13 protein-coding genes are annotated in these 12095 nt (G+C 67.5%); 12 read left to right on the top strand and 1 reads right to left on the bottom strand.

What is annotated here, in order from left to right; genetic code table 11:
• The 12 genes from IBX62_09565 to IBX62_09510 all read left to right on the top strand — a co-directional run.
• A partial coding sequence (locus tag IBX62_09565; GenBank protein MBE0477331.1) for an NAD(P)H-hydrate dehydratase occupies positions 1 to 963 on the top strand: 963 nt, incomplete at its 5' end.
• A gap of 16 nt (positions 964 to 979) precedes the next feature.
• The gene (locus IBX62_09560; protein MBE0477330.1) at positions 980 to 1441 is read left to right on the top strand and encodes a CBS domain-containing protein; all 462 of its coding nucleotides are present in this window, start codon (positions 980 to 982) and stop codon (positions 1439 to 1441) included.
• A complete protein-coding gene (gene alr / locus IBX62_09555) occupies positions 1442 to 2560 on the top strand; it encodes an alanine racemase (GenBank protein ID MBE0477329.1) in 1119 nt (372 codons plus the stop codon).
• A gap of 187 nt (positions 2561 to 2747) precedes the next feature.
• The gene (locus tag IBX62_09550) at positions 2748 to 3122 is read left to right on the top strand and encodes a hypothetical protein (protein ID MBE0477328.1); all 375 of its coding nucleotides are present in this window, start codon (positions 2748 to 2750) and stop codon (positions 3120 to 3122) included.
• Positions 3123 to 3153: 31 nt separating this feature from the next.
• Positions 3154 to 5124 (top strand): hypothetical protein, encoded by a 1971-nt coding sequence (locus tag IBX62_09545; GenBank protein MBE0477327.1) that lies wholly within the window; start codon positions 3154 to 3156, stop codon positions 5122 to 5124.
• A 53-nt stretch (positions 5125 to 5177) separates the two neighbouring features.
• Positions 5178 to 5447 carry an ATPase gene (locus tag IBX62_09540; protein ID MBE0477326.1) on the top strand — a complete coding sequence of 90 codons (270 nt, stop codon included), beginning with the start codon at positions 5178 to 5180 and terminating at the stop codon, positions 5445 to 5447.
• A 30-nt stretch (positions 5448 to 5477) separates the two neighbouring features.
• Positions 5478 to 6056, top strand: a complete 579-nt coding sequence (locus tag IBX62_09535; protein ID MBE0477325.1) for a V-type ATP synthase subunit E — start codon at positions 5478 to 5480, stop codon at positions 6054 to 6056.
• Positions 6053 to 7144, top strand: a complete 1092-nt coding sequence (gene ahaC / locus IBX62_09530) for an ATP synthase A1 subunit C (protein ID MBE0477324.1) — start codon at positions 6053 to 6055, stop codon at positions 7142 to 7144. The genes IBX62_09535 and ahaC overlap by 4 nt, the downstream gene beginning before the upstream one ends.
• Positions 7137 to 7469 carry a V-type ATP synthase subunit F gene (locus tag IBX62_09525; GenBank protein ID MBE0477323.1) on the top strand — a complete coding sequence of 111 codons (333 nt, stop codon included), beginning with the start codon at positions 7137 to 7139 and terminating at the stop codon, positions 7467 to 7469. Before ahaC ends, IBX62_09525 begins: the two co-directional genes overlap by 8 nt.
• Positions 7469 to 9217, top strand: a complete 1749-nt coding sequence (locus IBX62_09520) for a V-type ATP synthase subunit A (protein MBE0477322.1) — start codon at positions 7469 to 7471, stop codon at positions 9215 to 9217. Before IBX62_09525 ends, IBX62_09520 begins: the two co-directional genes overlap by 1 nt.
• Before the next feature lie 40 nt (positions 9218 to 9257).
• Positions 9258 to 10649, top strand: a complete 1392-nt coding sequence (locus IBX62_09515) for a V-type ATP synthase subunit B (protein ID MBE0477321.1) — start codon at positions 9258 to 9260, stop codon at positions 10647 to 10649.
• Positions 10650 to 10715: 66 nt separating this feature from the next.
• Entirely contained in the window at positions 10716 to 11366 is a 651-nt protein-coding gene (locus tag IBX62_09510) for a V-type ATP synthase subunit D (protein ID MBE0477320.1), read from the top strand.
• A gap of 262 nt (positions 11367 to 11628) precedes the next feature.
• Here IBX62_09510 and IBX62_09505 read toward each other — a convergent pair whose 3' ends face one another.
• Complete coding sequence (locus tag IBX62_09505; protein MBE0477319.1) at positions 11629 to 11970, bottom strand: hypothetical protein; 342 nt, start codon at positions 11968 to 11970, stop codon at positions 11629 to 11631.
• Positions 11971 to 12095 lie beyond the last annotated feature (125 nt).

Here is a 12095-nt window from a genome sequence, read left to right as displayed (position 1 = left end):
GGGCTGCTCCTGCACCCGGGCGCGGCGCTCGCCGGGGAGGTCGTGGTCGTCGGGATAGACGTCCCTTCGGCGTTGCTCGGCGGTCCGGGGGACCCGGAGGTGTGGGAGGACGCCGACTACGCGGCGCTGGTATCGCTGCCCGAGCCCGACACGCACAAGAACCGCCGGGGCCGGGTGCTCGTCGTGGCCGGTTCCGGCGCCTTCCCGGGCGCCGCGGCGCTCGCCGCGATGGGCGCGCAACGCGCCGGGGCCGGCTACGTCACGCTGGCGGCGCCCGATTCCGCCGCGCGGGTCGCCAACGCGCTGCTGCCCTCGGTCGTGGTCTCGCCCTTGCCCGAGAACCCCTCGCGCACGCTGGCTTCGAAGGCGGCCGAGGCGGTCCTCAGCCTCGCGGCCGAGCACGATGCCGTCGTCGTCGGGCCGGGCCTCACACTGGCGCACGGCTCCGTGCTCGTCGCGCGCACGGTGGTCGCCCGGGCCGAGGCGCCGCTCGTGCTCGACGCCGACGCGCTGAACGCGCTCGTGGACGCGATCGGTCTGTTGGGGGCTCGCGAAGGAACGGCCGTGCTCACGCCGCACCCCGGGGAGCTCGCGCGTCTACTGGGCGTGCAGACGGCCGACGTACAGCGCGATAGGCTATCCTATGGGATGAGGTTGGCCGAGGGTGCGATCACCTGCCTGCTCAAGGGCGCGAGGACCGTCATCGCCGGCGATGGGCGCCGAGTGGTGGACACCGCCGGGACTCCTGCGCTGGCTCACGCCGGTACGGGCGACGTGCTGGCCGGAGCGGTCGGGACCCTGCTGGCGCAGGGCCTCCCCGGCCTCGAGGCCGGCGCGCTCGCGGCGCACCTGCACGGGTGGGCCGGGCGGCTCGCCGCCGAGGAGGGCAGCGAGCTCGCCGTGACGGCCGAGGACGTCGCGGCGTTCCTGCCCGGGGCCCTGCGGCGACTCGTCGGGCGCTAGACGAGGTGGAGGAAGCATGGCTGATCTGACTGCGGCCGACGTGATGACCCCCGACCCGCTCGTGGTCGCGCCCGACCTCCCGGTCACGGAGGCCGCACGGCTGATGGTCGGCAGGCGCGTGGGCGCCCTTCCCGTGGTCGAGGACGGGAAGCTCGTCGGGATCGTCACCGAGGGCGACCTCATAATGCAGGACGTGAAGGTTGAGTTCCCCACGTACATCCACCTGCTCGACGGCTTCATCTTCTACCCCCCCGCGCAGGCGCGCTTCGAGGCCGAGCTGAAGAAGGCCGTGGGGGCGACGGTGGGGCAGGTGATGACCAGGGACGTCCTCACGGTTACTTCGGACGCGCCGGTGGAGGACGTCGCCACGCTCATGGTCGACCGCGACGTCAGCCGGGTCCCCGTGCTGGAGGGGGAGCGCGTCGTCGGGATCATCTCCAAGTCCGACATCGTCCGCTCGCTCATATCAGGGGGCTAGGTGACGTATCGCCGTCCCGCATGGGCCGAGGTGGACCTCGGCGCGGTCGGGGCCAATGTGGGCGCGCTGAAGGCGAAGCTGCCGGCCCGGACCCTGTTCATGGCTGTGGTCAAGGCGGACGGCTACGGTCACGGAGCGGCTGAAGTGGCCCGCGCCGCGCTCGCCGCGGGCGCCGACAGGCTCGGGGTCGCCACTGTCGAAGAGGGGTTCGCCCTGCGCCAGGCAGGCGTGGTCGCGCCCATACAGCTGATGGCCGAACCACCCGCGAGCGCGGCTCCGCTCCTCGTGGAGCACGACCTCATCCCGGCCGCGTTCACGCCCGGGTTCGTCCAGGCGCTCGACGGTGCAGCACGGGAGGCCGGTCGCGTCGCGCGCTATCATCTCAAGGTCGACACCGGGATGAACCGGATCGGGGCGCGAGCGGAGGACGCGGCGCGCCTCGCGGCGTCTCTCCGGCTGCTGGAAGCGGCTCGGCTGGAAGGGACGTTCACCCACTTCGCGACGGCGGAGATGCCCGGCGACTGGGAACTCGAGCGCCAGCTGCGGCGCTTCCGCGACGCTCTCGCGGAGATGCGCACCGAGGGGGTGGACCCCGGGATCGTGCACTCGGCGAACACGGCGGCGGTCGTGCTGCATCCGGAGTCCCACATGGACATGGTCCGTTGCGGGATCGGGATCTACGGGCTGCACCCGGGCGAGGCGACGCGCGAGCGGGTCGGCCTCCAGCCCGCGATGGCGGTGAAGTCGTGCGTTTCGTGCGTGAAGCGGATCGGGCTCGGTGAGGGCGTCTCCTACGGCATGACGTATCGCGCCGCCGCGCCGGTCACGATCGCCACGCTGCCTCTGGGTTACGCTGACGGGATCCACCGGGTGCTCTCCGACCGCATGGAGGTGCTCGTCGGCGGCAGGCGCTGCAGGCAGGTCGGCCGCATCTGCATGGACCAGCTCATGGTGGAGGTACCGGAAGGTCTGCGGGTCCGGCCGGGAGATGAGGCGGTCCTGGTCGGACGGCAGGGCGAAGAGGCGATCGGCATGGACGAGGTGGCGAAGGAGGCGGGTACGATCAACTACGAGATGGCGTGCGTGTTAGCCCTGCGTATGCCAAGGCGCTTCATATGATTTAACCTACATCGCCCCAGCCGGCTTCATCCGGATCATGGCTTCGCAGAGAGCGCCGTTTTTTTGGAGGAAGGGGCGAGCCGGCGTAGAAATCCCAAGTGAGGCGACTCCTCAAGGGGGTTCTTGCAAGCGTGTGCGCCGAGTCGGGTCGTCGGGCTTCCTTAAAGGTTGGCAAGGGGGTACTTGCGTGGACGAGAAGGTGCTGGAGGAGATCCAGTTCCACCAGGAGACCATCAGCCGTGACGGCGCGTCGACATCTCCGCTCCACCTCATACGCGAGAAGGAGATGGAGATCTCCGGTCGGGTGCTCGCCTCCAAGCGCGAGGCCGAGGAGTTGATCGCGACCGCACGGCGCAAGACCGTCGAGATGACCACCAAGGCGGAGGACGAAGGAGCCAAGCTCGCCGCCCAGCGTGCGACCGCTCTCACCGCCGAGGCCGAGGTCGAGGTCGAGCGTATCCGGCAGGAGGCGACGGAGGAGGTCACCCGGCTCCGTGAGAGCATCTCGTCACGGGAAGAGCGCGCGGTCGCCTTCCTCCTCGACCTGGTCAAGTCCGTCTAGTGTGCCTCATATCTAGCGGGGGGTGGACCTGATGCTCGTCCCGATGGCAAAAGTCGAGATAATCGGCCCCAAGAACCTGTTCCTCGATGTGGTGAGCCTCCTGCACGAGCAGGGGACCCTGCACATCGAGGACCTGTCGAGCAAGATCCGTTCGGGCGAGGTGCCGCTCGACCAGATGGAGGTCTACTCGAAGCAGGAACAGGACCGCGAGCGCATGGAGGAGATGCTCATCCGCGTGCGCGCCATCCTGAAGGCCCTCAATGCGCCGGTCAGGGCCGACGACTCCGCCCGGAGGAGCGAGTACAGAGAGCTCTACCAGATGACGAGCGAACAGCTCTCCGACGAGGTCGCCACCGTCATCGGAGAGGTCGAGGAGCGCACCTCCGGTTTGGCTGCGGCGCACTCGACCATCGAGGCGGAGCTGGCGCTGCTGGCTCGCTACGAGCCCGTGCTCCACAAGGTACAGCCGCTGGCCAAGCAGATCGTGACGACGGGGTCGTTCGAGTCGGTCGCGCTGCTGGTCGAGCGCCGGTACAAGGGCGCGCTCGAGCAGTTGAAGGAGGAGCTCGACAAGCTCACGAAGAAGCAGTGCGAGATCGTCTCGACCGATGTCGACGACGACACGACAGCCGCCATCGTGGTGTTCGCCAAGCAGTACTCCGAGGCGGTCCACAAGTTCCTGGCGATGGAGAACGTCAACCAGATCCGTCTCCCGTCGGACTTCCAGGACATGCCCTTCGACGTCGCCTACGACGCGCTCAAGGAGCGCCGCAAGAACCTGCCGCAGCAGTTGCGCGACGTGTCCGGAGAGCTGGACGAGATGTCCCAGCGATGGTACTGCCGGCTGGCGACCGTGCGTGACGTGCTCGTCGACAAGCTCGACGAGATCTCGGCCATCCCCAAGTTCGGCCGGACGGAGTACGCCTTCGTCATCGACGGCTGGCTGCCCATAGAGGACGTGGGCAAGCTGCGCAAGGCGATCCGCGAGCAGTGGCGCGAGGACATCATCGTCAACCAGACCGAGATCAGCGAGAAGGAGTACGGCGAGACCCCCGTCGCCTTGAGGAACCCGAAGGCGCTCGCGCCGTTCCAGTTCCTGCTGTCCGCCTACGGCACGCCGAAGTACGGCACGCTGGACCCCACGTGGATGCTCTTCCTGTTCTACCCCCTGTTCTTCGGCATGATCGTCGGCGACCTCGGGTACGGCCTGGTGATGATGGGCATCGTGCTGTGGTTGCGCTTCAAGTTCAGGCAGAACGCGGCGATCCAGCTCGCCACCGCGATCCTCGGCCCCGCGGCGACCATGGTCATCGCATTCGGCTTCCTGTACCAGGAGATGTTCGGCGACCTGGTCAGCCACTACTTCGGTCTTGGTGAGATCGCCATCCACCTCGGGCCGGTGACCCTGCCCTTCCACCGGGTCGCCCTCGTCCGGGAGTTCATGGTGCTGGCCATAGCCGTCGGCGTGCTGCACGTGATGTTCGGACTGGCCATGGGGCTGGTCAACGCGATCAGGGGCAGGCACCGGAAGCACATCTGGGAGAAGGCGGGCATACTGACCTTCCTTCTCGGCGTGATGTTCGCCGTCGGCGTCGGGTTCGTGCTGGAAGGCGGCGCGAGCACGGCGGCGCAGACCGCGTTCGCGGTCGCGGCGGCCGGTGGCTTCATCTTCGCCATCCGGGGTGGAGGGGTGATGGGCGTCGTCGAGGCGATCGAGTCCGTCGCCCACATGGCCAGCTACATCCGTATCATGGCGGTCGGCCTTGCCGGCGCCATCTTCGCCGACGCCGTCAATGGTATCGTGGCCGATACCGGCAACATCATCGCTGGAGCGGCGATCGGTGTGCTGCTCCACGGGCTGAACTTCATCATCTGCGCCTTCAGTCCGACGATCCATGCTCTGCGTCTCAACTTCCTGGAGTTCTTCGGGAAGTTCTACGAGATAGGTCAGCAAGAGTACAAGCCGTTCCAGAAGACGACCGGAGGGGAGAAGAGCGCATGATCAAGAATCGGCTGGCAAAGTGGGTATTCGGGTGCACGTTCCTGACCGCGCTGATGGTCCCGGCACTCGCGCTGGCGGAGGAAGCCGCGCCTGAGGCGCCCGTCGACTGGCGAGTGGCGGTCGGCAGGGCGGTGGCGGCCGGGTTCGCCATGGCTGTCTCGGCGCTGGCGGCCGGATACGCACAGGCCAAGATCGGGTCCGCGGGTGCCGGCACGCTCGCCGAGCGTCCCGAGGTGTCGATCTGGATCATCACCCTGCAGGCCCTTCCGGAGATCATCGTCCTGCTCGGTTTCGTGTCGGCGATCATGATCAACGCCAGCTAGCGCCGGCTGCTCTCGGAAGGGCGGGACCCAATGGCACTTGAGGACATCTTTCAAGCCCTCGAAGAGCAGGCGAAAGCCGACTGCGACCAGATACTGAGCGGAGCGCGCGACCAGGCCGCGAGCATCGCGGCCGACTGCGAGGTGGAGTGCGATGCGATCCGCCGCAAGCATGTGGAGCAGCGCGAGCGTGAGGTGCGGGCGCAGGTCGGCCAAGCCCTGAACGCGGCGCGCCTCGACGCCAGGAAGGCCGTCGCCGCCATGAAGGAGGAGGCGGTCGGCCGCGTCTTCGACAACACGAGGGAAGCCCTCGGCAGCGTGCGCTCGAGCGGCGAGTACGCGTCGCTCTTCCGTTCCCTGCTGGAGGAAGCCGTGTCGGGCGTGGACGGGCCGTTCGAGGTGCTGGTAGACCCGGCGGACGTCGCGCTGGCGGGTGAGTCACTTCGGGGCTTGGGATTGAACGCCGAGGTCAGAGGCGAGATCTCCACCGCCGCCGGGGTTATCGTCACGACCGACGACGGTAGGGTGTCGCGGCGCAACACCTTGGAGGACCGGCTGGACAAGGTACGGCAGAGCGCCCAGGCGCGGGTCGCGGAGATCCTGTTCTCATGAGCACGACCTCGGCTGTTCGGCCCTCGACGACGGGGCGCAAGGACTACGGCTACAGCAACGCGCGCGTGAGAGGCATGCGCGCGCGTCTGCTGAACCGTTCCTTCTACGACACGCTCATCGAGGCTCGCGACATCCAGCAGATGATCCAGGAGCTGACGAGCACCGGGTACGGTCCCGACCTCGAGGAAGTGCTCATCAAGGGCCGCGACGCCGCCGTCGTCGACGAAGCGCTGAAGAACAACCTGGTGCGGACGTACCGGAAGATCCTCGGCTTCCTCAACGACGAGGGGCGCGGTCTCGCCACGACACTGCTCGGGCGATGGGACGTCTTCAACATCAAGACCATCCTTCGTGGCAAGCACATGCGGCTGCCCGCCGAGGAGGTCGGCGAGAGCCTCGTACCCGCGGGTCAGCTGTCGGAGATCGAGCTGAACGCGATGCTCGCGCAGGACGACGTGAAGTCCGCGATCGACGCGGCCGTGACGCTCGGCTTGCCCTACGCGGCGGCGTTGCGGTACGGGATCGGCGAGTATGCGAAGACCGGTGAGCTCGCGGGCCTCGAGCTGTCCCTGGACCGCCACTACGCCGAGTGGGCGACGAAGCGCCTGTCGAGGCGCGGGGCCAACGCGGCCATCGCGCGGAGGATCCTCGGCACCCAGATCGACATCGTCAACCTGCTCACGGTGTTCCGGATGCAGAAGGCCGACATCGAATCGCTCGACGTGGCCCAGTTCCACCTGCCGGGCGGCCTGGCGATCGGGGCGGACCTCTTCGAAGAGGTCGCGGGCATGTCCGACGTCGACCAGGTGCTCGATCGGCTGCGCAACACGATGTACGGCCCGGCGCTGGAAGACGCGGCGATGAAGTACATCGAAGTGAACTCACTGTCTGTCTTCGAGCGGGCGCTGGAGGACCACCTCATCCGCAAGGTCACGCTGTCCGGCGTTCACGACCCGCTCGGCGTGGGCGTGGTGGTCTCCTACCTGACGGCGAAACAGAACGAGATCACCAACCTGCGGATCATCGTGAAGGGCAAGTCCATCGGGATGCCCGTGGAGCGGGTGAGGGAGGAACTGATCCTTGTATAAGCTCGTCGTGCTCACGGACTCCGACAACGCCGACGGCTTCCGTCTGGCGGGTGTGGACGTCGCCGTGGCCGACTCTTCCGAGGACGCCCGGCGCCGCCTGAACCAACTGCTGGACGACGAGGCGAGCGGGATCATCGCCGTCAACGAGCAGATGATGGGGGCGATCGATGAGCGCACGCAGAGGAAGATCGACTCGATATACCGGCCAATCGTGATCTCGCTGCCCATCAAGGAGCAGCTGCACATGGGGGAGGACCACCGGGCGTACCTGTCACGCCTGATCCGACGCGCGATCGGATTCGACATAACGCTGAGGCGAGGCTGATGATTGTAGGAACGATCGGCAAGATCACCGGGCCCGTCGTCGTTGCAGAGGGCATGACGGGCGCCAAGATGTACGACGTCGTCCGCGTCGGCGCGGCAGGCCTCATGGGCGAGGTCATCCGGCTGGAGGGCGACAAGGCCACGATCCAGGTCTACGAGGACACCTCCGGCCTGATCGTCGGTGACCTCGTGGAGTCCACCGAAGGTCCGCTCATGGTCGAGCTCGGACCCGGGCTGCTGTCGTCGATCTACGACGGCGTACAGCGGCCGCTGCCCGTCATCGCGCAGCACTCCGGCGACTTCATCGAACGCGGTACCGTGGCCAGCGCCCTGGACCGCGAGAAGCTGTGGCACTTCGTGCCGACGGTCGCGGCCGGCGACGAGCTCGCTGCCGGCGACGTGATCGGCACCGTCCAGGAGAGCCGCATGATCGAGCACCGGGTGATGATGCAGCCGGGGCTGGCGGGCAGAGTGCTCGAGGTCGTGCCGGAGGGCGACTACGACGTCGACACCGTGCTGGTGAAGCTGGACAACGGCGACGTGAAGATGAGCCAGTGGTGGCCGGTGCGGCAGGGCCGGCCGTACGCGCGGAAGCTCGACCCGACGCACCCGTTCACCACGGGCATGCGGATCCTCGACACGTTCTTCCCGATCGCGCTCGGCGGCAACGCCATCATCCCGGGCGGCTTCGGGACCGGCAAGACGGTGACCCAGCAGTCGCTGGCCAAGTGGGCCGACGTGGACATCATCGTCTACATCGGCTGCGGAGAGCGCGGCAACGAGATGACCGAGGTGCTCACGGAGTTCCCGGAGCTCGAGGACCCCGCCACGGGCGCGCCGCTGATGGACAGGACCGTGCTCGTCGCGAACACGTCCAACATGCCCGTGGCCGCCCGCGAGGCGTCCATCTACGTGGGCGCCACGCTGGCCGAGTACTACCGCGACATGGGCTACAACGTGGCCATGATGGCCGACTCGACGTCGCGCTGGGGCGAGGCGCTGCGCGAGGTCTCCGGACGCCTCGAGGAGATGCCCGGCGAGGAGGGCTATCCCGCCTACCTCGCGACGCGGCTCGCCGCCTTCTACGAGCGCAGCGGCCGTGTCCAGGCTCTCGGTACGGAGGAACGCGTGGGCTCCGTGACGATGGTGGGCGCGGTCTCTCCCGCCGGCGGCGACATGTCGGAGCCGATGACGCAGAACTCGCTGCGGGTGACCGGGGCCTTCTGGGCGCTGGACACCTCGCTCGCGCACAGGCGCCACTTCCCGGCCATCTCGTGGACCAAGTCCTACACGCTCTACGGCGGGCAGATCAGGCGCTGGTACGAGGACAACGTCGCGCCGGACTGGCAGGAGACCCGCGATCGAGCGATGTTCATCCTGCAGAAGGAGACCGAGCTGCAGGAGATCGTGCAGCTCGTCGGACCAGACGCTCTGCCCGAGTCCGAGAAGATCATCCTCGAGGTCGCCCGGATGCTGCGAGAGGACTTCCTCCAGCAGTTCGCGTTCGACGAGATCGACGCGTACTGTCCGCCGAAGAAGGCGTACTGGATGCTGAAGACCGTCCTGGCGTTCTACGACGCGGCGGTCTCGGCGCTCAACCGCGGTGTCTCGCTGCGCGAGATACTCGAGCTCCCCTTCAAGGACGAGATCGCAGGCATGAAGACGACGCCGCACGAAGAGGCGCTGGAGCGCTTGCCCGCCATGTGCGGCGAGGTCTCCGAGCAGATCGCGGGAATCGAGGTGTACTAGAGTGGCTCAACTCAAGGAAGACGCCGCACCGAAGCGCTCGCTGCTCTCGACGGAGTACAGGACCCTGTCCTACGTCACGGGCCCGCTGATCTTCGTCAACAACGTCCACGGCGTGGCATACAACGAGATGGTCGCGATCCTGATGGCGGACGGCTCCGAACGGTCGGGGCAGGTGCTCGAGGTCTCCGGCGACATCGCCGTCATCCAGATCTTCGAGGGCACGCAGGGCATCGACGTCGACAAGACACGCGTCCGCTTCCAGGAGGAGGTCGCGCGGCTCGACGTCTCCCAGGAGCTGCTCGGCCGCATCCTGAACGGCGTGGGCAAGCCGATCGACGGCGGCGCGCCGATCATCCCGGAGAAGCGGCTGGACATCACCGGGTCTCCGATCAACCCGTACAGCCGCGAGAAGCCGGCCGACTTCATCGAGACGGGCATCTCGGCCATCGACGGGCTCAACACGCTCGTCCGCGGCCAGAAGCTGCCGATATTCTCGGGCTCCGGCCTGCCGGCCAACGAGCTCGCGGCGCAGATCATCCGGCAGGCCCGCGTCATCTCCGGCGAGGAGTTCGCCATCGTCTTCGGCGCCATGGGCATCACCCACCGCGAGGCGGCGTACTTCATGGAGCAGTTCGAGAGTACCGGCGCGCTCGAGCGCGTCGTGTTCTTCCTGAACCTCGCCGACGACCCCACGGTCGAGCGGCTGCTCACCCCGAAGTGCGCGCTCACCGTCGCCGAGTACCTGGCCTTCGAGAAGGATCTGCAGGTGCTCGTCGTGCTCTCCGACATGACCAACTACTGCGAGGCGCTGCGCGAGGTCTCCACCGCCCGCGAGGAGGTGCCGGGACGCCGCGGCTACCCGGGTTACATGTACACCGACCTCTCGACGATCTACGAGCGTGCCGGCCGTATCAAGGGTCGCAAGGGCTCTGTCACGCAGCTCCCGATCCTGTCGATGCCCGACGACGACATCACGCACCCCATCCCGGACCTCACGGGCTACATCACCGAGGGTCAGATCGTGCTCTCGAGGCACCTGCACCGCCGCGGCGTCTACCCGCCGATCGACACGCTGCCGTGCCTGAGCCGGCTGATGAACCTCGGGATCGGCGAGGGCAAGACGCGTGAGGATCACCGCGCGGTGGCCAACCAGCTCTACGCCGCCTACGCCCAGGGCCGCGACCTGCGGCGCCTGGTCGCCATCGTCGGCGAGGAGGCGCTCTCCGAGACCGACCGGCGCTACCTGCGCTTCGCGGACGACTTCGAGAAGCGCATAGTCGGACAGGGCGACGAGGGGCGCTCCATCGAGGAGACGCTCGACATCGGCTGGGATCTGATGGCGGGCCTGCCGATGAGCGAGCTGAAGCGCGTACGCGACTTCGTCGAGAAGTACCACCCGACCGCGAAGCAGGAGGAGGAAGCCCCGCTGTAGCGTTCCCATCGGTCGCGGGACGACCCGCGGGCCGACGCGAGGGCCGTCGAAGGGCGGGGCGACGTCATGGAAGAGGTACGACCGACAAGATCGGAGCTGCTGGAGCGCAAGCAGCAGATCACGCTCGCCGAGCAGGGCATGGACCTGCTCAAGCAGAAGCGCGACGCACTGCTCATCGAGTTCATGTCCGTCATGGACGAGACGCTGCGCCTCTCGGAGTCGCTGCAGCGAAACGTCTCCGAGGCGCAGTACAGCCTCGCCGTCGCCAAGGCCGTGGACGGCAGCGTATCGGTGCGCTCGGTCGGCATGGCGACCAAGGGCGAGGTGACGATCGACATGACCGGTACGCGCATCATGGGCGTCTCGGTCCCCGTCGTGACGAAGGGCGAGAGCCCGTTGCGCTCCTCGTTCACGCGAGGCTACGCCGTCACCGGCGTGTCCTCCCGGATCGACGAGACCGCCGACAAGTTCGAGCGGATCCTAGACGTCATCATCGAGTACGCCGACATCGAGACGCGGCTGAAGCGGCTCGGTGAGGAGATCAACAAGACCAACCGGCGCGTCAACGCCCTCGAGCAGGTGACGGTGCCGATGCTGAAGGAGCAGGTCGCCTACATCCGGATGACGCTGGACGAGCGCGCCCGGGAGGACCTGTTCCGCCTCAAGAAGGTCAAGAGGAAGATCGAGGCGAAGAAGAAGATGCAGACCGCGGGGTAGCGGCCCGGCCGCTGCACGCCCCAGACGTATTGGGGCGGCGTTCTCCACCGGGGGGACACGGTGCGCCGCCCCAACTGTTGAAGCGGAACGGCTCCTCTCGCGGAAGGCGGAGGAGCCGTTCCGCTTCGCGTTCCGGATCGCCCCCGGCCCCACGCGGTACGAGTGTCCTTCCGCCCGACCCCGCGGCCCTCGAGGGATGCATACAGCGAAGAGCGCCGCGGCCGGCGGCGCTCTCGTCGTCGCGCGAGTCGGTGCGTGCCGTCTAGTCGCCCTTGGCGGCGATGATCTCGCCGACCTCCTGCAGCACCTCCACCGCGTTGCGGCTGTAGGAGCGCATCTCGCGGCCCTTGGATATCATGCTGCGCACCTCTGGCGTCGTGACGCGGCCGAACCGCAGGTGCTCCCACGTGTCACGAGCGACGTACGCCCACAGCTCGCCGAGCACCCACTCCAACTCCTCGATCTCCCGGTCGCTGAAGGACGGCCAGTCGCTCTTGAGAGCGAAGCGCAGCCGCTCGACGGCCCGCTCCACGGCCTTCGCCTTGCGGATCTGGAAGGCCCGCATCCCGATGTCCTCATCAGTGACGTCCCGACGCTGATTCATCGACGCCTCATTCCAGTCTTGCGGCCCGTACCCTCGTCATATGCATTCGATGCCGACCACGCCATCCCTTTCATTTAGAATGTCGGCAGCATCGGCGAGGCCAAGGAAGGCGTGGCATGGAGTTC

This window comes from Coriobacteriia bacterium, from assembly GCA_014859305.1.
Classification (GTDB): Bacteria; Actinomycetota; Coriobacteriia; order Anaerosomatales; family Kmv31; genus Kmv31.
Note: the sequence above shows the minus strand (reverse complement) of the source record. Positions and strands in the feature narration are given on the sequence as shown.